Genomic DNA, 20780 nt, shown 5'->3' with positions numbered 1-20780 from the left:
TTAGAGCTGTGGGGTTTTGCGGAAGCCCACCGCCAGACGGTTCCAGCTGTTGATGGTGCTGATCGCCACGCTCAGGTCGACCATTTCCTTGGGCGTGAATTGCGCCGCGACGATGTCGTAGTCTTCGTCCGGGGCGTGGGTCAGGCTCAGTTGGGTCAACGATTCGGTCCACAGCAGCGCAGCACGCTCGCGCTCGGTGAAGAATGGCGCTTCACGCCAAGCGGTCACGGCGAACAGTCGACGCGGGGTTTCGCCGCCCTTGATCGCGTCAGCGGTGTGCATGTCGATGCAGAACGCACAGCCGTTGATCTGTGAAGCGCGCAGCTTGACCAGTTCGATCAGGGTCTTTTCCAGCGGCAGTTTCGAGACCGCAGTTTCCAGGGCGATCATCGCTTTCAGGGCGTCTGGAGAAGCGGTGTAGAAATCGGTACGAGCTTTCATGATTGAATTTCCGGGGCCAGTGAATGTGTGACTAAGGTAGTCCCGCCACTGCCCCGGACAAATAGCCAATCTCCCGGAAGACGAGTAGACCACCCGTCACACGCGATTGCGCAACCACTGCAGGAACCCGGTTTTCGCCACCACGGTCGGCACGTCCTGGGTCAGGGTCTGGGCCTTGTGCAGGCGATAATCGAGCAAGGCTTTCATCGCCTCGTTGATGTCGTGACGGGCATCCAGACACGGCTTCAGGTAAGTCTTCTCGATGCGATACAACGCGCAGAAGGTTTTCGCCGCGAAGGTCGCCGGCACCGACGAATCGGAGAGGATGCCGGCCTCGCCGATCACCTCCCCCGGCCCCATGCGCCCGGATTCAAACGGGCTGCCATGGCGGGTCAAGGTCACGCTGACCACACCCGATTCGATGATGAACAAATGATCGCTGACCTCCCCGGCCTCGAGAATCGTCTCGCCGGCACGGAAGGTTTGCAGGGTCATGTTCTGGCTGAAGGTGTCTTTCTCTTCCTGGCGCAGGGTGGAGAAAATCGGCGAACTGTCGAGCAGCGCCCGTGGCCGTGAGAGGTTGCCGGCGACGATCGGTTCGACACTCGACAACAGATTGACCCCGGATGCCTGCAGATGCCGGTAAGCCAGATCGAACAGCTGATTGCGCACCGAGCGCTTCTGATCCATCGACGAAACAAAACCGCTGATTTCATATTCCGCGCCGGCACTGCTGGAGCTTTTCAGCGCGACGCTTGGCGAGGGATTATCCAGCAGCGGACGGCAGCCCTGCATCGCCCGCTCCAGCGCATCGATCACCGTATTGGGCCGGGCATGCGGGCTGACCTGGACGCTGACGGCGACTCCGAACATGTTGCTCGGCCGGCTGAAGTTGATGATCTTCGCCTTGGCCGCCAGCGAGTTGGGAATCACCGCCATGCTGCCCTGACTGGTCTGCAGACGTGTGGCGCGCCAGTCGATATCGACGACCCGGCCTTCGGTGCCATCGATGGAGATCCAGTCATCGATCTGATAGGGCTTGGTGGTGTTGAGCACGATTCCGGAGAACACGTCGCTGAGGGTGCTCTGCAACGCCAGACCGACGATGATCGCCAAAGCCCCGGACGTCGCCAGCACACCTTTGACCGGCAGATCCAGCACATAGGCCAGGGCCGCGATAATCGCGATCAGGAAAATCACCGCACCGAGCAGATCCTGCAACAGTCGCCCGGTGTGGCCGACCCGCTGCATCATCACCGCGCCGATCAGCACGGTCAGGGTGCGCGCGCCGAACAGCCACCAACCGATCTGCAACCCGGTCGCCGCCAGATGCAGCGGCACGTTGTCGGCCCACGGCGCCGGCTCCATCGGGTTGAGGCCTTCGTTGAACAATACCGCACTGAACAAGGCGAAAATCAGCACCCGTACCAGCAATTTCCACTCGCTGCCACGGGAGCTGATCAGGCGCCACAGGCCCAGATCGAGGAGGATCAGGATCAACGCGCAAAACAACGGATGTTCGGTCAAAAAAGACAACATCAAAGCACTCCGACAGGGGCCAATCGCGAGAAGATCGCACAGATTGGGCAAGTGTAGGAGTAATTGATTTCAGAGATTGAACGCCGCCGCAAAAACACCCAAAAACCCCTGTAGGAGCTGCCGGAGGCTGCGATCTTTTGATCTTGATCCTTAAAAAATCAAATCAAAAGATCGCAGCCTCCGGCAGCTCCTACAGGGGATTGCGAGTGCTGTTGGTTACTTGCCGTTGGTCAGGGTGCTGTAGCTGGTCATCAGGTTGCGGTAGTCCGGGATGTGATTGGAAAACAGCGTGCCCAGGCCTTCGATGTCGTTGCGCCAGTCACGGTGCAGCTCGCAGGCCAGACCAAACCAGGTCATCAACTGAGCGCCGGCGCTGGACATGCGGTTCCACGCCGATTCGCGGGTCAGTTCATTGAAGGTGCCCGATGCATCGGTGACCACGAACACATCAAAGCCTTCTTCCAGCGCCGACAGTGCCGGGAACGCCACGCAGACTTCGGTCACCACGCCGGCGATGATCAGTTGCTTCTTGCCGGTGGCCTTGATTGCCTTGACGAAATCTTCGTTGTCCCAGGCGTTGATCTGGCCCGGGCGGGCAATGTACGGCGCGTCCGGGAACAGCACCTTGAGCTCAGGCACCAGCGGGCCATTGGGACCGGTTTCGAAACTGGTGGTCAGGATGGTCGGCAGCTTGAAGTACTTGGCCAGATCGGCCAGCGCCAGTACGTTATTCTTGAATTTGTCCGGGTCAATGTCACGCACCAGCGACAACAGGCCGGCCTGGTGATCGACCAGCAGAACAGCGGCGTTGTTTTTGTCCAGACGTTTGTATTGAGTGGTCATTGCAATAATCCTCGCGGGTTGTCAAAGCCGACCGCCGGTCGGCATGGATGAAACGATCAGCGCTGCGAATCCAGCACTTCGTGTTCGTTCGCGACTTGCTGAGCCTTGAGGTAACTCTCGATCAGCAACTGATAATGCGGCATGGCCTGGGCGTAGACGGCCGCCCACTGTTCGGCATCGGCACGGTTCCACGAGCCTTGCAGTTCGGACAGCGTCGCCATGATGTCGATCGGCACCACCCCGGCTTGGGCCAGACGGGCAATGGTCAGATCAGTGGCCAGTTTTGAGTGGTTGCCCGAGGCATCGACCACGGCAAACACTTTGTAGCCTTCATGCACCGCCGCAATCGACGGGAACGCCAGGCACACGCTGGTCAGGGTGCCGGCGATCACCAGGGTTTTCTTGCCGGTGGCTTTGACCGCCGCGTGAAACTCGGCGTTGTCCCAGGCATTGATTTCACCTTTGCGGGCCACGTATTGCGCATGCGGCGCGGCCTCGTGGATCTCCGGGATCAACGGCCCGTTCGGTCCCTGCGGCACCGAGGCAGTGGTGATTACCGGCATCTTCAGCAGGGTTGCCGCTTTGGCCAGCGCCACGGCATTGGCGCGCAGTTGCGGCACGTCCATGTCCTTGACGATCTGGAACAGGCCGCTCTGGTGGTCGATCAACAACATCGCGCTATCGTCGGGATCGATGGTCGGTTTGTGGCCATTGAAGTTCGCTGCATAGACAGTGCTCATGGGCGTTTCCTCTTTCTTTGGGCAACAGCCATCCCTGGCCTTCGAACCGGCCTACGCGTCCTGTGTAGAGCGGAGTGGTTGAACGTTAAGCGTGCATCTGGCCGAAGCGGCCAGACTGGAAGTCGGCGAACGCCTGGTGAATTTCCTGCTCGGTGTTCATCACGAACGGGCCATGGCCGACGATCGGTTCGTCGATCGGCTCGCCGCTGAGCAGCAACACCACCGCGTCCTGGCTTGCTTCAAGTGTCAGTTGCTGACCCTTGCGTTCGAACAGCGCCAACTGCCCTTCACCCACCGACTCCAGACCGTTGACCTGCACCGAGCCTTTCAACACCACCAGCGCGGTGTTACGGCCTTCGTGCAGATCGAGCGTCAGCAATTTGCCGGCATTCAGGCGCAGGTCCCATACGTCGATTGGTGTGAATGTGCGCGATGGGCCTGTGTGGCCATCGAACTCACCAGCGATCAGCCGCAGGTGACCGGCGTTGTCCTTAAGCGCGATGCTCGGGATGTCGCTGTCGAGAATGGTCTGGTAGCCCGGCGCGGCCATTTTGTCCTTGGCCGGCAGGTTGACCCACAACTGGACCATTTCCAGATTGCCGCCGGTTTTGGCGAAGTTATCCGAGTGAAACTCCTCATGCAGGATCCCGGAAGCGGCGGTCATCCATTGCACGTCGCCGGGGCCGATGACCCCGCCACTGCCAGTGGAATCGCGGTGCTGCACTTCGCCCTCATACACAATAGTCACGGTTTCGAAACCACGGTGCGGATGCTGACCAACGCCACGTCGCTCGGTGGTCGGGGTGAATTGCGCCGGGCCGGCGTGATCGAGCAACAGGAACGGGCTGATGTGTTTGCCCAGGTTGTCGTAGGAAAACAGCGTGCGAACCGGGAACCCATCGCCGACCCAATGGCCGCGCGGGCTGGTGTAGATACCGATGATGTTTTTCATGGTTGTCTCCAAAGGGGTGAGTGATGCGATGGATTAAGCTTAAATCCGCATCCATTAATGCACTAGACTGCAAAAATCAGCCTTAGCGTTCTATCTGGAGAACGATGATGGAAGACCTCAACACCCTCTACTACTTCACTCAAGTGGTGGAACATCACGGTTTCGCCGCCGCCGGGCGGGCGCTGGACATGCCCAAGTCGAAACTCAGCCGACGCATTTCCGAACTCGAAGAACGCCTCGGCGTGCGCCTGCTGCACCGTACCAGCCGGCACTGTTCGCTGACCGAAATCGGCCAGGCGTATTACCAGCGCTGCCTGGCAATGCGCGTCGAAGCCGAAAGCGCTGCCGAGCTGATCGAACGCAACCGCTCCGAGCCGCAAGGTCTGGTGCGCCTCAGTTGCCCGACGGCGCTGCTCAATTCCTGGGTCGGCCCGATGCTCACCCGCTACATGCTCAAGTACCCCTTGGTCGAGTTGTTCATCGAGAGCACCAACCGGCGGGTCGATCTGTTGCACGAAGGTTTCGACATCGCGTTGCGGGTGCGTTTTCCACCGTTGGAAAACACCGACATGGTGATGAAGGTACTGGGCAACAGCACCCAGTCGGTGGTCGGCAGCCCGATGTTTGTCGAGCACCTGTCGTCACCGCCCTCGCCCGCCGATCTTAACGGCCTGCCGAGCCTGCATTGGGGGGCGGCGCAGCGCGAGTACCAATGGGAGCTGCTCGGGCCGAATGACAATAGCGCGGTGATCCGGCACTCGCCGCGCCTGGTCACCGATGACTTGATCGCCCTGCGTCAGGCAGTCATCGCCGGGGTCGGCGTGGCGCACCTGCCGAGCGTTGTGGTGCGTGAGGACATCGCCGCCGGGCGTGTGGTGGAACTGGTGCCGGGCTGGGCGCCGAAATGCGGGATCGTGCATGCGATCTTCCCCTCGCGCCGGGGGCTGTTGCCGTCGGTGCGCACGTTGATTGATTTTCTTGGGGAGGAGTTTGCGCACAGTGATATTGCTTGAATCAGCGGCGCGGCCATCGCGAGCAGGCTCACCCCGACAGGTTCGGCATCACCCACAAAACCCTGTAGGAGCTGCGGTACGCTGCGATCTGTTGATCCCGAAAAACAAGATCAACAGATCGCAGCGTACCGCAGCTCCTACAGGAGTGTTGCCGGCGGCGAAAGATTCATGACTTCTGCTCAACAGTGCTTTGCCCCACCAGCGGTTTTTCTCAAGGACACAGACGCGGATACTCCTGCCCATTCCCACTGCAACCCTGGAGTCATCAATGTCTGTTCCCGCTTTTGGTCTGGGTACGTTTCGCCTGCAAGGTCAGGTGGTCATCGATTCGGTGCGCACCGGCCTTGAACTTGGCTACCGCGCCATCGACACCGCGCAGATCTACGAGAACGAAGCCGAGGTCGGCGAGGCGATCGCCGCCAGCGGCATTGCTCGCGAAGAGCTGTTCATCACCAGCAAGATCTGGATCGCCAACTTCGCCAAGGATCGCTTGATCGACAGCCTCAAGGAAAGCCTGCAGAAGTTGCAGACCGATTACCTCGACCTGACGCTGATCCACTGGCCGTCGCCGGAAGATAAGGTGCCAGTCGCCGAATTCATGGGCGCGCTGCTCGAAGCCAAGCGTCTGGGCCTGACCCGGCAGATCGGGGTGTCCAACTTCACCATCGAGCTGATGCAGCAAGCCATCGCAGCGGTCGGCGCAGACAACATCGCCACCAACCAGATCGAGCTGCACCCGTACCTGCAAAACCGCAAAGTGGTCGAGTTCGCCCGCAGCCAGGGTATCCAGATCACCTCCTACATGACCCTGGCCTATGGCGAAGTGCTGAAGGATCCGGTGATTCAGCAGATCGCTGAACGTCTGCAAGCGACCCCGGCGCAGGTCACCCTGGCCTGGGCGATGCAGTCGGGTTACGCGGTGATTCCATCGTCGACCAAACGCGCCAACCTGCAAAGCAACCTCGGCGCCACCGCGCTGACCCTGAGCGAATCCGACATGGCGCTGATCGCCGGTCTGGAGCGCGGCCATCGTCTGACCAGCCCGAAAGGCATTGCGCCGCAGTGGGATTGACCGCTCAGTCCTGAAGCCGCTGCGCAAGGCCAAGCATGGCCGTGCGCAGCGCATCCACCGAGCGGTGGACAGACAGCGTTTCGGCGTCGCGGCACGCCTGTTCGAGATCGCTGCACGCCGCCGCTACCCGCGCGGCACCGACCATTTGTGCACCGCCCTTGATGTGATGCGCCAGTGTCCGCAACTCGTCCAGATCCTGGGGCTGGCGCGCCGCATCCAGCCGTTGCAGATCGTCGTGCAAACTGCGCAACACCTGTTCGCGCAGGCGTTGCATCACCGCGTGATTTTCTCCGGCCATCTGCTCCAGCGCGCTCAGGTCGATCTCGGTCAACGTCACTGCCGGGGTCGGCAGGTGATCGCTTTCGCTGTGACTGGCCGCCTGCAACGCCTGCTGCAGATCATGCAAGCGAATCGGCTTGAACAGGCAATCGTCCATGCCGGCCTCCAGGCAACGAGCCCGTTCTTCGACTTGCGCGTTGGCGGTAAACCCGAGGATCAGGCAACGCGCCCGGCCGCTCGCCGCCTCTTCGTCACGGATCGTCCGGGCGAGTTCGTAGCCGTTGCGCCGCGGCATGTTGCAGTCGGTGATCAGCACATCGAAGGCCTGGGCCCGCCAACGCTGCAGGCCCAACTCTCCGTCCTCGATGTCGACCGTGCGGTGGCCGAGCTCACTCAGCTGCCAGCACAATAGCAAGCGGTTGACCGGATGATCGTCCACCACCAGCACGCTCAATGAGCGCGCCGGCGTGTCCGCCACGGCGGGGCTTGCCGCCTCGGAGGCGAGCGCGGCCAACGGCAGCAATTGCAGATTTATCTCGACCCGCGTGCCATGCCCCAGCTCACTGTCGAGGCGCAGCGTTCCGCCCATCATTTCGCAGAGGTTGCGGCTGATCACCAATCCCAATCCCGAGCCGCTGCGCGCTGACTGGCCATGGTTACCGGCCTGAACAAACGGGCTGAACAGGTGGTTGCGGTCATCCTCACTGATGCCGATGCCACTGTCTTCAATCACTACTTTCACGGCCAACTGGCCGAGCGCTGTCCTGCTCACCGCCAGTTGCAGACTGACCTGACCGTGCTCGGTGAACTTGATCGCGTTGCTTAACAGGTTTGACAGCACTTGCTTGAAGCGTGTCGGGTCGAGCATCACGTCAACGTCGCTGTGCGCATCCAGTTCGACCTGCCACAGCAGGCGTTTCTCGCGCGCCAGCCCCTCGAATACCCGGCACACCGAGATCACCAGTTCCCGCAGATTGGCCCGCTCCGGTGCAAGGGACAGATGCCCGGACTCGATACGCGCAATGTCGAGAATATCGCCGATCAATCCCAGTAATTGCTGGCCGGCACCGGACGCGACCTCGATCGCCAATTTGTCGGTGACGCCCTCCTCGGCACGCTTGAGGGCCAGTTCGAGCATGCCGATCAGGGCGTTCATGGGGGTGCGGATTTCATGGCTCATGGTCGCCAGAAACGTGGTCTTGGCCCGATTGGCGTCGTCGGCGGCATCCTTGGCCTGCTGCAACTGCTGCAGCCACTGCTGACGCTGGCGCAACTGCCAGCGCTGAAAACCGATCCAGGCCAGGGCCAGCAACAGCAGCCCTGCCGCGCCGGCAAACGCCAGCAGGATTTCGCGGCGATGACGCTGCCAATAGCTCTCTTCCACGACCACGTCATGGCTCCAGCGCTCGACCAGTTCGTCCATCTGTTGTGGCGCGATGCTCAGCAGCGCCTTGTTCAGAATGGTGTGCAGCGCCGAATCCTGCGCTGCGGTCGCCAAGGCAATGCGCGCCGGTTGATCGCCAATGGTATTGGTGATGCGCAGGCGCTCGCGGTAATGGCGGGCGATCAGAAAACGCGCCACCAGCAGCGAGCTGACGGTCGCGTCGGCCTGCCCTTTGGCGATCAGTTCCATACCGTCGGCCGGGCTGCGCACCTCCACCAGACGGATCCCGGGCACCTGCTGCAGAATAAAGTCGCGTAATGGATGACCGCGATAAATCGCCAGGCGCTTGCCCGGCAGATCAATGAGGCTGCGCGGACTACCCGCGGTTGTCGCACTGACCAGCACAAATGGATTGTTCAGGTAGGCGCGGGTGAATTGCAGCTCGGCTTCACGTTCGCTGCTCGGGGTCACCACCGGCAGCACGTCGAGCTCACCGGCCTTGAGCTGTTCGATCTGGCGGTCCAGCGAACGCCCCCTAACCAACTCGAATTGCAGCCCGGTACGCTGACTGATCAGGTTGAGCAACTGCGCCGCCAGCCCGTTGAATCGCCCGTCGGCATCAAAAAACGTCAGCGGTGCGAAGTCCTCGATCACTCCAACCCGCACCACCGGATGTTGCTCCAGCCACTGCTGCTCGCCGGCACTGAGGCGCACCCGCGACTGCGCGGCCATGTGCGCGCGCCCCGCGCTCCAACGCTGCTCGATCAACTGACGACGCTCCATGGGAATCGCCGCCAGCGCCTTGTCGATGATGCGTTTGAGGCGCACGTCACTGCGTTGCAGGGCAAACCCAAAGGGGTTGGCATCCAGTCCGGACGGCCCGGCCAACTGCAGGTCATTGCGATAATTGGTGTTGATCAGGTAATTGGCACTGATGAGGTCGCCGAGATAGCCGTCATCGACGCCGAATGCCACCGCCCCCAGCGCGTCCATCGCCGAGGGATAGCGCTGCACGTTGGCCTCGGGATAGAACGCCTGCACGCTGGCCACGGGCAGATAATCCTCGACCATGGCGATGCGTCGGCCCGCCAGATCCGCGGGTAACGTTTCGTCGAGCCGGGTCACCAGCATCGGCTGATCTTCGGCGTAGGGGCGCGACAAAATGAAATCCGGATCGGCCAGCTCGAAATTGTTCGAGGTGCCCAGCAGATCAAGTTCGCCGCGCTTGAGTGCGCTCATCACTGCGTCGCGATTGGCGAAGCGTTGCACCTCGATCCGCACATCGAGCAGTTGCGCCAGCAGCTCGGCGTAATCGGCGGTGAGACCTTCCAGCTCCAGCCGATTGCGGGTGATTTCAAACGGTGGGTAATCGGCGCCGGAAATGCCCATGCGCAACCGTGGGTGCTGGCGCAGCCATTGGCGATCCTGCTCGTCGAGCGGAACCCGGATATTTTCCAGTGCCGCCTGGCTCAACAACTCCAGAGGCTGCGGCGGTTCACTGGCCCAGCAGGTGGCCGTGATGCTCAACCACAGCACACACCACCAGCGTCGCAGGTTCAATTTTCTACTCAGATCAAATCGTTGCGCTTGGCGAATTCGCGCAAGTACACCGCTGACTTTGAGTGCAGACCCAGCTTTTTTATCAAGCGGGTTTTGTAGGTGCTGACGGTCTTGTGGCTGAGGAACATTTCCGCGGCGATTTTCTTGTTGGGCTTGTCCAGAGCCAACTGCACGAGGATGTTCAGTTCTCGGTTGGAGAGCTCGTCGATCAGCTGTTTTTCGCTGCGGTGCGACGGTGTCGACACAAGGCCGTTATCAGGCAGTGCAGCAAAATAGGAGTAGCCCGACATCAGCGCCTGAACAGCCTTGTGCAGTTGCAGCAACTGGTTGGTTTTAGCCACATAACCCATGGCGCCGCTACGCAGACAGCGATCCTGATAGTGCAGCGGATCCTGAGAAGTAAAGATCAGCACTCTGCAGTCAGGGTCGGTGGCCTTGAGCCGCTCCAGCACCTCCAGTCCGCCGACTCCCGGCAACTTGAGATCAAGTACCACCAGTTTCGGCTTGTGCTCACGGTTCAGCGCCATGGCTTCGCTGGCGCTGGATGCTTCGTGAATCACCTTGAATCTTTCGGCTTCGAGGACGAGTTTCACGGCAGCCCTTACCACCGGATGATCGTCGACGATCAGCGCTGACTTCATGACCGCTCCCAGTGCAAAAACAGGACGATGGCGCCACCGGCATCAGCTGTTACTCACCGGGTTGGCTGCGCAAAGACTGTTACACGGGAAGCAAAGCGTATCTACCTGTCAGATCTGACAGTTGCGCGAAAGGGTAATCCGTGCTCAGGCCCGGCGCTGCACGGCTGGCGCCGGGTTCCAGGTGTTCGCCGCGCAAACCGGGGCGACGTCGACCCGCGCCATCAGGTGCTTGATCGCCGCCGCATTGGGCAAGGCGACATGGCTGATCTGCAGGTTTTCCTGAGCGAAGCCGGCGGGTGTCAGCGCCGGTGCCGTGGGTTCGTTATAGATCAGGACGTGGCGCACCTGCGGGTTGTTGAGGAAAAAACCCGGCAGGTCCAGCGATCCGGCCGCCAGCTCGGCGTTGATGACCACGGCGTCGAAGGGTTCACAGCCGTATTCCACCAGGGTCAGCAGCTCAAGCAGACTCTGTACCGGAGCAACCCGGAAGTATTCGAGGCCATTGAACAGGCGCTCGATTTTCATCCGGTGAAAATGCTGCGGATCGGCAATCAGGATGCGCAGGGATTTATTGATCATGCTCGATCTCGTAGAGGTGGACGGGTGCGCCAAGACTACGCAAGCCTCAGGAGCAGTTCTGTAGGACTTTTCCTAAAAAACCGGTCATTCATCCGCCCCTTGAGCCATGTCGAATGGCTGCCCGATGTGGTTGCGTTATTCCGTCGTACTCGGACTCCAGAACGCCTGCACCACCAGCGCTGAAGTCGAGATCCGCGCCACCAGTGCGTCCAGCTCGTCACCGTCCACCGAAGTCGTCGCCAACGTGGCTTCGATCTCGATTTCGTCGGCGCCGAAGGCGTGCACATCGACGTCGCTGGCCGGGTAGTTGCTGCGTTCCAGCTCGGCTTCGAGCAGGGCGAACACGGCTTTCTGCTGCGAGCGCCGGGCGATCACGTAAACGATGTTGGTCACTTCGGCCGAGACCACGTCCAGTGGCTGACGGTTGATGTTGTTGACGATCGGCCGCAGCAAGGTGTTGGCGGCCAGAATGAACAGCGTGCCGAGCACCGCTTCGGCCAGCAGGTCGGCACCGGCGCAGGCACCGACGGCGGCGGAAGTCCACAGAGTCGCGGCGGTGTTGAGGCCGCGCACGTTGCCCTCTTCGCGCATGATCACCCCGGCACCGAGAAAGCCGATGCCGGAGACCACGTAGGCGACCACCCGCACCGCGCCTTCAGCACCGCCGAGACGGTTGGCCATGTCGACGAAAATCGCCGCGCCGACCGCCACCAGCACGTTGGTGCGCAGGCCCGCCGTGCGTTGCCGGTACTGGCGCTCGAAACCGATCAGGCCACCGAGGATGAACGCGGCGCTGAGGCTGACCAGCGTATCGAGCAGTGAATCGAGGTTGAGATTGTTGATGGCTTGCATGATGAAGCTCCTTGAATAGATCACAGTCCCTTTGTCGGGCTTGCTGCCAATTCACTTGAAATAGCCGATCCCTGTAGGAGCTGCCGCAGGCTGCGATCTGTTGATCTTTGAAAGCAAGATCAACAGATCGCAGCCTGCGGCAGCTCCTACAGGGTGGCAGGTGAAGATTGCAGTCTGCTGTTATTGCCAGCCGAACCGGCGGATGTAGAAGCCTTTCACCGCCTGGGTCAGTGCCATGTACGCCAACAGAATCATCGGCAGGAACACGAAGTACAGCGACGGCAGCGCCTGCAGTTTGAAGTAGTTGGCGAGTGGCCCCATCGGCAGGAAGATCCCGACCGCCATGATGATTCCGGTCATCACCAGCAACGGCATGGCTGCACGGCTTTGCAGGAACGGAATCTTCGGCGTGCGGATCATGTGCACGATCAGCGTCTGGGTCAGCAGCCCCACCACGAACCATCCGGACTGGAACAGGGTCTGGTGGTCCGGGGTGTTGGCATCGAACACATACCACATCAAGGCGAACGTCAGGATGTCAAAGATCGAACTGATCGGGCCGAAGAACAGCATGAAGCGCCCGACATCAGCCGGCTGCCAGCGTTGCGGCTTCTTCAGCATCTCCTTGTCGACGTTGTCGAACGGAATCGCGATCTGCGAAATGTCGTAGAGCAGGTTCTGTACCAGCAGGTGCATCGGCAGCATCGGCAGGAACGGAATGAACGCACTGGCGACCAGCACCGAAAACACGTTGCCGAAGTTGGAGCTGGCGGTCATCTTGATGTACTTGAGCATGTTGGCGAAGGTGCGGCGCCCTTCGAGCACGCCCTCCTCCAGCACCATCAGGCTCTTTTCCAGGAGGATGATGTCGGCGGCTTCCTTGGCGATATCCACCGCACTGTCCACCGAGATCCCGATGTCGGCGGTGCGCAGCGCCGGGGCGTCGTTGATGCCGTCGCCCATGAAGCCGACCACATGCCCGTTGCCCTTGAGGATGCGCACGATGCGCTCCTTGTGCGACGGCGTCAGCTTGGCGAACACGTTGGTTTTTTCTACCGCCACGGCCAGCTCGGCGTCGCTCATGCGCTCGACATCGTTGCCCAGCAGCAAGCCCTGTTGCGCGAGACCGACTTCACGGCAAATCTTCGCGGTCACCAGTTCGTTGTCACCGGTCAGCACTTTGACCGCCACGCCGTGCTCGGCCAAAGCCTTGAGTGCCGGCGCAGTGCTTTCCTTCGGTGGATCAAGGAACGCCACGTAACCGATCAGCGTCAGTTCCTGTTCATCCGCCAGGCTGTAAGTGTCGCGACCTTCAGGCATCGAGCGGGCAGCCACCGCCACCACGCGCAAGCCTTCAGCGTTGAATGCTGCGGTGACCTGACGAATCCGGGTCAGCAATTCATCGCTCAAGGCTTCTTCGACGTCGCCGTGCTGCACGCGGGTGCACACCGCCAGCACCTCTTCCACCGCACCTTTGCAGATCAGCAGATGCGGTTCGCCACGCCCCTCCACCACCACCGACATGCGCCGGCGGTTGAAGTCGAACGGGATCTCATCGACCTTGCGAAATGCCGTGCCGACCTTCAGTTCACGATGGATTTCCACGTGTTCCAGCACCGCCACGTCGAGCAGGTTTTTCAGCCCGGTCTGGTAGTAGCTGTTGAGGTAGGCCTTTTCCAGCACGTCATCGGAGTCTTCACCCCAGACATCGACATTGCGCGCGAGGAAAATCTTGTCCTGGGTCAGGGTGCCGGTCTTGTCGGTGCACAGCACGTCCATGGCGCCGAAGTTCTGGATCGCGTCCAGACGCTTGACGATGACCTTTTTGCGCGACAGGAACACCGCACCTTTGGCCAGGGTCGAGGTGACGATCATCGGCAGCATTTCCGGGGTCAGACCCACGGCAATCGACAGCGCGAACAGCAACGCTTCGGTCCAGTCGCCCTTGGTGAATCCGTTGATGAACAGCACCAGCGGCGCCATGACGAACATGAAGCGGATCAGCAGCCAGCTGACTTTATTCACGCCCAGCTGGAACGAGGTCACCGCGCGGTCAGTCGCACCGACCCGCTGCGCCAGCGCACCGAAATAAGTGCTGTTGCCCGTGGTGAGAATCACCGCCACCGCCGTGCCGGACACCACGTTGGTGCCCATGAACAGGATGTTCTCCAGCTCCAGCGGATTACGCGTGTCGCGGTCGGCCTGACGGGCGAACTTTTCCACCGGCATCGATTCACCGGTCATCGCCGCCTGGCTGACGAACAGATCCTTGGCGCTGAGCACTCGGCAATCGGCGGGAATCATGTCGCCGGCGGACAGCACGATCAAGTCGCCCGGTACCAGTTGCTTGATCGGCAGTTCGATGCGCGGCTCGTCGCGGCGCATCACCGTGGCGGTGTTGCTGACCATCGCCTTGAGCGCGTCGGCGGCCTGGTTGGATTTGCTTTCCTGCCAGAAGCGCAGCAGCGTCGACAGCACCACCATGGAGAAAATCACCGTGGCGGCTTTCAGGTCTTCGGTCAGCCACGAGATCACCGCCAACAGGGTCAGCAGCAGGTTGAACGGGTTTTTGTAGCAGTGCCACAGGTGGATCCACCATGGCAGCGGCTGCTCGTGCTCGACTTCGTTGAGGCCGTACTGCGCACGCAGGGCGTCGACTTCAAAATCGGTCAGGCCGTCGGTGTGAGTACCCAGTGACGACAGCAGTTCACCGCTGTCGCGATGGGCCGCATCGACCAGGGTGTTGGCCAGGGTGGGCGGCACTTCACGGCTGACCGTGGTGTCGGTGATCGATTCCAGCAGCGCCAGACGGCGGAAGTGCCGGGCGATGTGGCGTGTGCGCAGGAAGCCTGCGAAAAATTCCTTGAGCGTAAGTTTCATGGCTGTTGCCCCTATGGTCAGCCGGGAAACCGTCGAGCAGGTACGACCATGCCTCGTGCGCCGGAAAAACCGGCACGGCAAGGCTTGGCGCGCCGGTCACAAAGGACAGGCGTGTCGATAGGTTTGCGATCGCGACCACACGGTCGAAATCACACACTTTCAGTGTCGATGAGAAGGACGTCGGGACATGGTCTCAACTGACCATGATCGGGATGCCGCTGCTCGCTTTACGGCGAGACAACGGCAGAGAAAGGCTGCGCGTTATCTTGCCGAGAATCTGCCGGTTACCGAGACCGGCCGACAACTGTCACTCGAACAAGTACCCACTGTGGGTCTCCGCTATTGATGAAAACGCGCGAAGCTTACGCCTCGATGATTTGAGAGTAAACCCGTGTAAGGAGGTGTGTCGGGGAATATCGGGGATGTTCAGGAAGGGTTCAGGATTCAGATTTCAGGGTGTTTTTGACGGCCCCTTCGCGAGCAGGCTCGCTCCCACAGGGGGATCTTCATTGAACACAGATTTTGTGGTCAACAGAGAGCCAATGTGGGAGCGAGCCTGCTCGCGAAGGCGGAGTATCAGGCAAAGCAGATTCAGCTGGCAGTCGCCAACAGCAGATCCGCCATCGATCGATGCCCACGATGCTTGCCATGCTCATACAACGATCCGGCAATCTCGTCGGCACGCACCGGCAACACCGACAGCAACGTATCACTCAGGCCATGGCTGGCCTGGCAGAAGCCCTGCATGTACAAGCCGGCCTTGCAGCGCTCGTCGGTGATCAGTTTGTAGTTGCGATCGACCTCGAAATCGCCGAGGTATTCTTCCAGTGGCGCCAGCAGTTTGCGGTGCATCTGCCGCTCATAACCGGTGGCCAGGACCACGGCGTCATAGATACGCACGGTGACTTCGCCGGTGGCGTTGTTGCGCACCGCCAGTTCGATGCCGCGCTCGGTGGCGGTGGCGCTCTCGACGGTGGTCAGGGTACGGAACGCATGACGGGCGATGCCCGAGACTTTCTGCCGATAGAAGATGCCGTAGATGCGTTCGATCAGATCAATGTCGACCACCGAGTAGTTGGTGTTGTGGTACTCGTTGACCAGGCGCTCACGCTCGGCGCTGTTTTGCTGGAACACCAGATCGGTGAATTCCGGCGAGAACACTTCGTTGACGAACGGGCTGTCGTCCGCAGGCTTGAGGGCCGAGCCGCGCAGGATCATGTCGACCTGCACCGACGGGAACGAATCGTTCAGATCGATGAAGGCTTCCGCCGCGCTCTGCCCGCCGCCGATGATCGCGATGCTCATCGGTTGGTTGTTCACACACGGCTGTTTGGCCATCTGCGACAGGTACTGCGAGTGGTGGAACACGCGGCTGTCACCCTTCAGCGCCTTGAACGCCTCCGGAATACGCGGTGTGCCGCCGGCGCTGACCACCACCGAACGCGCAGTGCGCACCAACTGCTGGCCTTCGCTGTCGCGAGAAATCACGCGCAGCGCCTCAACCTGATGGTTGTGCAGCACCGGTTCGATGGTCAGTACTTCTTCGCCGTAACGGCTCTGCTCGGTGAACTGCCCGGCAACCCAGCGCAGGTAGTCGTTGTACTCCATGCGGCACGGGTAGAAGGTGCCAAGGTTGATGAAGTCCACCAGACGGCCGTGGGCCTTCAGGTAATTGACGAACGAGTACGGGCTGGTCGGGTTGCGCAGGGTTACCAGATCCTTGAGGAAGGAAATCTGCAACTCGCTTTGGGTCGACAGGGTGTTGCCGTGCCAGCTGTAGTTGGCCTGCTTGTCGAGGAACAGCACATCCAGCTCGCCGTGGGTCGGGCCGCGCTCTTGCAGAGCGATGGCCAGCGCCAGGTTGGAAGGGCCGAAACCGACGCCGATCAGGTCGTGAACGATGGGCGATGCAATTGCCTGAGTCATTTCCAGTGTCCTCTGGATGAACCCCTCAACACGGGGATAAAGCCTGGGTGGCCTGACCGGCCTGAAACAGGTCAGCAGGTCGTCTGTTGAGTAGGAACGAGGACGATGAAAGGAAATTTAACCAGCAAGGATCAATGGACGTCCCATTGTTTGATCCGCAACCGGCAATGCTTCATGGCATTGACGATGTGTTTTTCCACCAACGCCTTGGAGATCCCGAGGGTCGCGGCAATTTCGGGGTGGGAAAGACCTTCGATCTTGCGCAACAAAAAGCTGTCGCGGCACAACGGCGGCAACTCCGCCAGCGCACGCTGGAGCATTTCCAGACGCTGGCCGTGATCGAGGGTGCCATGGGGCGACGGGGTGAAATAGCGCTCTTCGCTGTCGAGCACATCAAGCGACTCGACCTGACGCAGGGCATTGCGCCGATGATCATCGATGACCAGGTTCAGGGCGGTGCGATAGAGAAACGCCCGGGGTTGCTCGATGGGCGTGTCGCTGGAGCGCTCCAGCACTCGCAGATAAGCGTCATGCACCACATCTTCGGCGACCTGACGGTTGCCCAGCCTGGCGTTCAGGAAACACACCAGCTCCCGATAGTAGTTTTCCAACATGACTCCCGACCGCCTCGATGCAGTTCCTGTCCTTGAGCACACTGACCCCGCCGCCCGCAATCCGCAGTAGCAAGATGGTGGCAACTTGAGGTGCGTAATTTATAGTAATTCTCATATAGATTTAAAGAGCTGTTTCCACATCCAGGCCAAATAGTCCTCTGCGGCTACCTGTTACTTGATGTGTGCGCACTTAAATTCCCTTGCGCATTCATCGTTTACAGGACAGCTCCCCGTATCTGTCGCGCCTTGCGACAGCGTTCAACCCCCGCGCAATGCGCCACCGCTGTTGAACGACGGGCCGAACCTACTGGCCGGATCCCTGCATGAAACGTCCCCGCTCCGCCCGACGCGCCCTGTTCGCCGCCCTTTTTCTGATTCCCGTGATCGCCGTTGCCGCGTGGCAGGTTTTGCCACCCGGGCGGGACGCCCACGCCACCGTTCAGGTGACCCGAAGCAATATCGAAAACAGCGTGACCGCACTGGGCACTTTGCAGCCGCGGCGCTATGTGGATGTCGGGGCGCAGGCTTCCGGGCAGATCCAGAAGATCCATGTCGAGGCTGGCGATACGGTCAAGGAAGGCCAGTTGCTGGTGGAGATCGACCCCTCAACGCAAAAGGCCAAACTCGATGCCGGGCGTTTCTCGATCGAAAACCTCAAGGCGCAACTGCAGGAGCAGCGCGCCCAGCACGATCTCGCACAGCAGAAATATCAGCGCCAGCAGAAGCTCGCCGCCGGTGGCGCTACCCGCGAAGAAGATGTACAGACCGCACACGCCGAAGTTCGCGCGACCCAGGCGCGCATCGACATGTTCCAGGCGCAGATCCGCCAGGCCCAGGCAAGCCTGCGCAGTGACGAGGCCGAGCTCGGCTACACACGCATTTATGCACCGATGAGTGGCACCGTGGTGGCGGTGGGCGCGCGGGAAGGCCAGACACTCAACGCGCAGCAACAGACACCGTTGATCCTGCGTATCGCGCGGCTATCGCCAATGACGGTCTGGGCCGAGGTTTCCGAAGCGGACATTGGCCACGTCAAACCTGGCATGACCGCCTACTTCACCACCCTCAGTGGTGGCAGCCGACGCTGGAACAGCACTGTGCGGCAAATTCTGCCGGTGCCGCCGCGCCCCCTTGAACAGAATCAGGGCGGCAGTCCCACCAGCGGTCGCAGCGGCAGCGAACGGGTGGTGCTGTACACCGTGCTGCTCGATGTCGACAACGCTGACAACAGCCTGATGACCGATATGACTGCGCAGGTGTTCTTTGTCGCGCAACAGGCCAGGGACACCCTGACCGTGCCTAGCGCCGCCCTGCAACCAGGCACGCGTGCGCAGTGGCAACGGGCAAAGGTCGTTGCCGCCAACGGCGAAGTCCAGTCCCGCGATGTGCGAACCGGCATCAGCGATCGGCTACGCACGCAAGTGCTCGAAGGTCTGGTCGAGGGCGATCACGTCCTCAGCACTCAGGCCACCGGCAGCGGAGGCTGAATGCAAACGCCCCTGATTGACCTGCAACAGATCCGCAAATCCTACGGCGGCAATGACAGTCCGCTGGTGGAAGTGTTGCGCGGCATCGATCTGTCGATTCATGCCGGCGAGTTCGTGGCCATCGTCGGCGCGTCCGGTTCCGGCAAATCGACACTGATGAACATCCTTGGCTGCCTCGATCGCCCTACCAGTGGCGAATATCGTTTTGCCGGTGAAGATGTCGCGCAACTGGACACCGACGAACTGGCGTGGCTGCGTCGCGAGGCGTTCGGTTTCGTGTTCCAGGGCTATCACCTGATACCGTCCGGCTCCGCCCAGGAAAACGTCGAGATGCCGGCCATCTACGCCGGTACTCCGGCGGCAGAACGCCACGCGCGGGCCAGTGCATTGCTGGAGCGCCTGGGCCTGGCCAGTCGCACCGGCAACCGCCCGCATCAACTCTCCGGCGGTCAGCAGCAGCGCGTGTCGATTGCCCGGGCGCTGATGAACGGCGGCCACATCATTCTCGCCGACGAACCCACCGGCGCCCTCGACAGCCACAGCGGCGCCGAGGTCATGACCTTGCTCGACGAACTCGCCAGTCAGGGCCATGTGGTGATTCTCATCACCCACGACCGCGAAGTGGCGCAACGGGCCAAACGGATCATCGAAATCCGCGACGGCCTGATCATCAGCGACACCGCCGAGCATCCGTCAGCCGCGCCCCGTACCGCCAACCCCGGCGCCCTGCAAGCGGTCGATCTGCGCCAGCGCCTGAGCGCCGGCAGTACCCGGACCGGCGCCTGGAAAGGCGAACTGGTGGATGCGGTGCAAGCCGCCTGGCGAGTCATGTGGATCAATCGGTTTCGCACCGCGCTGACGCTACTCGGCATCGTCATCGGCGTGGCTTCAGTGGTGGTGATGCTGGCGGTTGGCGAAGGCAGCAAACGCCAGGTGATGGCGCAGATGGGCGCCTTCGGCTCCAACATCATTTATCTCAGCGGCGCCGCGCCCAACCCGCGCACGCCACCGGGGATCATCACGCTCGATGACGTCGCCGAGCTGGCCGCCCTGCCCCAGGTCGAACGCATCATGCCGGTCAACGGCTCGACCGCCGGCGTGCGTTTCGGCAACGTCGATCACAGCAGTTATGTCGGTGGCAACGACACCAACTTCCCGATCATCTTCAACTGGCCGGTGGTCCAGGGCAGTTACTTCACCCAGGCCGACGAAGACAGTGCCGCCGCTGTTGCGGTAATCGGCACCAAAGTGCGCGACAAGTTGCTCAAGGATGTCGCCGACCCGATCGGCCAGTACATCCTGATCGAAAACGTGCCGTTCCAGATCCTCGGCGTTCTCGCCGAAAAAGGCTCAAGCTCCGGCGACTCGGACAGCGACAATCGCATCGCCGTGCCCTACTCCGCGGCCAGCATGCGTCTGTTCGGCAGCCGCAATCCGGAATACGTGGTGATCGCCGCCAGGGATGCGCGCAAGGTCAAGGACGCCGAACAGGCCATCGAACAAGCGATGCTGCGCCGGCACAACGGCAAGAAGGACTTCGAACTCACCAACAACGCCGCGATGATCCAGGCCGAGGCGCGCACCCAGGGCACGCTGTCGCTGATGCTCGGCGCCATTGCTGCCATTTCGCTGCTGGTGGGCGGTATCGGCGTGATGAACATCATGCTCATGACCGTGCGCGAACGCACCCGGGAAATCGGCATTCGTATGGCCACCGGCGCCCGTCAGCGTGACATCCTGCGCCAGTTTCTCACCGAAGCGGTGATGCTCTCGGTGGTCGGTGGCATCGCCGGCATCAGTCTGGCAATGCTGGTCGGCGGCGTCCTGATGTTCAGCGGCGTGGCGATCGCGTTTCAATGGCTGGCTGTGGTCGGCGCCTTTGCCTGCGCACTGGTCACCGGTGTCATCTTCGGCTTCATGCCTGCCCGCAAGGCCGCCCGGCTCGATCCGGTCACGGCCCTTACCAGTGAATGATCGA

16 protein-coding genes are annotated in these 20780 nt (G+C 61.1%); 4 read left to right on the top strand and 12 right to left on the bottom strand.

Annotated features, from left to right (window positions below; translation table 11 throughout):
- The 5 genes from LOY52_RS09740 to LOY52_RS09720 form a co-directional block, all read right to left on the bottom strand.
- A complete protein-coding gene (locus LOY52_RS09740) occupies positions 1–441 on the bottom strand; it encodes a carboxymuconolactone decarboxylase family protein (protein WP_027614017.1) in 441 nt (146 codons plus the stop codon).
- 96 nt (positions 442–537) lie between these two features.
- A complete protein-coding gene (locus LOY52_RS09735) occupies positions 538–1980 on the bottom strand; it encodes a mechanosensitive ion channel domain-containing protein (RefSeq protein WP_258679261.1) in 1443 nt (480 codons plus the stop codon).
- Between the two features lie 216 nt (positions 1981–2196).
- Positions 2197–2823: an isochorismate family cysteine hydrolase YcaC gene (gene ycaC, locus LOY52_RS09730; protein ID WP_258679259.1), complete on the bottom strand. Its 627-nt coding sequence runs from the start codon at positions 2821–2823 to the stop codon at positions 2197–2199.
- Between the two features lie 56 nt (positions 2824–2879).
- Entirely contained in the window at positions 2880–3563 is a 684-nt protein-coding gene (locus tag LOY52_RS09725; RefSeq protein ID WP_258679258.1) for an isochorismatase family protein, read from the bottom strand.
- An 85-nt stretch (positions 3564–3648) separates the two neighbouring features.
- Positions 3649–4515: a pirin family protein gene (locus LOY52_RS09720; protein ID WP_258679256.1), complete on the bottom strand. Its 867-nt coding sequence runs from the start codon at positions 4513–4515 to the stop codon at positions 3649–3651.
- 104 nt (positions 4516–4619) lie between these two features.
- Here LOY52_RS09720 and LOY52_RS09715 point away from each other — a divergent pair, with 104 nt between their 5' ends.
- Both LOY52_RS09715 and dkgB read left to right on the top strand, forming a co-directional pair.
- A complete protein-coding gene (locus LOY52_RS09715; RefSeq protein WP_258679255.1) occupies positions 4620–5528 on the top strand; it encodes a LysR substrate-binding domain-containing protein in 909 nt (302 codons plus the stop codon).
- Between the two features lie 268 nt (positions 5529–5796).
- Positions 5797–6600, top strand: coding sequence for a 2,5-didehydrogluconate reductase DkgB (gene dkgB / locus LOY52_RS09710; protein WP_258679253.1), 804 nt, complete (start codon positions 5797–5799; stop codon positions 6598–6600).
- A gap of 4 nt (positions 6601–6604) precedes the next feature.
- Here the strand turns inward: dkgB and LOY52_RS09705 are convergent, their stop codons facing one another.
- The 7 genes from LOY52_RS09705 to LOY52_RS09675 form a co-directional block, all read right to left on the bottom strand.
- A complete protein-coding gene (locus LOY52_RS09705; RefSeq protein ID WP_258679251.1) occupies positions 6605–9823 on the bottom strand; it encodes a transporter substrate-binding domain-containing protein in 3219 nt (1072 codons plus the stop codon).
- Positions 9824–9831: 8 nt separating this feature from the next.
- Entirely contained in the window at positions 9832–10464 is a 633-nt protein-coding gene (locus LOY52_RS09700) for a response regulator transcription factor (protein WP_258679249.1), read from the bottom strand.
- Between the two features lie 144 nt (positions 10465–10608).
- On the bottom strand, positions 10609–11043 hold the full coding sequence (locus tag LOY52_RS09695; protein WP_258679248.1) for a chemotaxis protein CheY: 435 nt from the start codon (positions 11041–11043) through the stop codon (positions 10609–10611).
- A gap of 135 nt (positions 11044–11178) precedes the next feature.
- On the bottom strand, positions 11179–11895 hold the full coding sequence (locus LOY52_RS09690) for an MgtC/SapB family protein (protein ID WP_027614024.1): 717 nt from the start codon (positions 11893–11895) through the stop codon (positions 11179–11181).
- 180 nt (positions 11896–12075) lie between these two features.
- On the bottom strand, positions 12076–14775 hold the full coding sequence (gene mgtA, locus LOY52_RS09685) for a magnesium-translocating P-type ATPase (RefSeq protein WP_258679247.1): 2700 nt from the start codon (positions 14773–14775) through the stop codon (positions 12076–12078).
- A gap of 591 nt (positions 14776–15366) precedes the next feature.
- Entirely contained in the window at positions 15367–16701 is a 1335-nt protein-coding gene (locus LOY52_RS09680) for a lysine N(6)-hydroxylase/L-ornithine N(5)-oxygenase family protein (RefSeq protein ID WP_258679245.1), read from the bottom strand.
- A gap of 131 nt (positions 16702–16832) precedes the next feature.
- Positions 16833–17315, bottom strand: coding sequence for a sigma-70 family RNA polymerase sigma factor (locus LOY52_RS09675; protein WP_123587729.1), 483 nt, complete (start codon positions 17313–17315; stop codon positions 16833–16835).
- A gap of 323 nt (positions 17316–17638) precedes the next feature.
- On the opposite strand from LOY52_RS09675, the gene LOY52_RS09670 reads away from it, so the two are divergent.
- Both LOY52_RS09670 and LOY52_RS09665 read left to right on the top strand, forming a co-directional pair.
- The gene (locus LOY52_RS09670) at positions 17639–18802 is read left to right on the top strand and encodes an efflux RND transporter periplasmic adaptor subunit (protein ID WP_258679242.1); all 1164 of its coding nucleotides are present in this window, start codon (positions 17639–17641) and stop codon (positions 18800–18802) included.
- Positions 18803–20776, top strand: coding sequence for a MacB family efflux pump subunit (locus LOY52_RS09665; RefSeq protein WP_258679241.1), 1974 nt, complete (start codon positions 18803–18805; stop codon positions 20774–20776).
- Positions 20777–20780: the final 4 nt, after the last annotated feature.

Origin of the sequence: Pseudomonas sp. B21-051 (assembly GCF_024748795.1) — a bacterium.
Taxonomy (GTDB): domain Bacteria; phylum Pseudomonadota; class Gammaproteobacteria; order Pseudomonadales; family Pseudomonadaceae; genus Aquipseudomonas; species Aquipseudomonas putida_A.
This window is presented reverse-complemented; position numbering and strand designations above follow the sequence as displayed.

Bases quoted from the DNA above. Each gene is read 5' to 3' on its own strand.
- LOY52_RS09680 (WP_258679245.1), bottom strand. From the start codon at position 16,701: ATGACTCAGGCAATTGCATCGCCCATCGTTCACGACCTGATCGGCGTC.
- LOY52_RS09670 (WP_258679242.1), top strand. From the start codon at position 17,639: ATGAAACGTCCCCGCTCCGCCCGACGCGCCCTGTTCGCCGCCCTTTTT.
- LOY52_RS09695 (WP_258679248.1), bottom strand. From the start codon at position 11,043: ATGATCAATAAATCCCTGCGCATCCTGATTGCCGATCCGCAGCATTTT.
- LOY52_RS09725 (WP_258679258.1), bottom strand. From the start codon at position 3,563: ATGAGCACTGTCTATGCAGCGAACTTCAATGGCCACAAACCGACCATC.
- LOY52_RS09690 (WP_027614024.1), bottom strand. From the start codon at position 11,895: ATGCAAGCCATCAACAATCTCAACCTCGATTCACTGCTCGATACGCTG.
- LOY52_RS09665 (WP_258679241.1), top strand. From the start codon at position 18,803: ATGCAAACGCCCCTGATTGACCTGCAACAGATCCGCAAATCCTACGGC.
- LOY52_RS09715 (WP_258679255.1), top strand. From the start codon at position 4,620: ATGATGGAAGACCTCAACACCCTCTACTACTTCACTCAAGTGGTGGAA.
- LOY52_RS09740 (WP_027614017.1), bottom strand. From the start codon at position 441: ATGAAAGCTCGTACCGATTTCTACACCGCTTCTCCAGACGCCCTGAAA.
- LOY52_RS09735 (WP_258679261.1), bottom strand. From the start codon at position 1,980: ATGTTGTCTTTTTTGACCGAACATCCGTTGTTTTGCGCGTTGATCCTG.
- dkgB (WP_258679253.1), top strand. From the start codon at position 5,797: ATGTCTGTTCCCGCTTTTGGTCTGGGTACGTTTCGCCTGCAAGGTCAG.
- LOY52_RS09675 (WP_123587729.1), bottom strand. From the start codon at position 17,315: ATGTTGGAAAACTACTATCGGGAGCTGGTGTGTTTCCTGAACGCCAGG.
- mgtA (WP_258679247.1), bottom strand. From the start codon at position 14,775: ATGAAACTTACGCTCAAGGAATTTTTCGCAGGCTTCCTGCGCACACGC.
- LOY52_RS09700 (WP_258679249.1), bottom strand. From the start codon at position 10,464: ATGAAGTCAGCGCTGATCGTCGACGATCATCCGGTGGTAAGGGCTGCC.
- LOY52_RS09720 (WP_258679256.1), bottom strand. From the start codon at position 4,515: ATGAAAAACATCATCGGTATCTACACCAGCCCGCGCGGCCATTGGGTC.
- ycaC (WP_258679259.1), bottom strand. From the start codon at position 2,823: ATGACCACTCAATACAAACGTCTGGACAAAAACAACGCCGCTGTTCTG.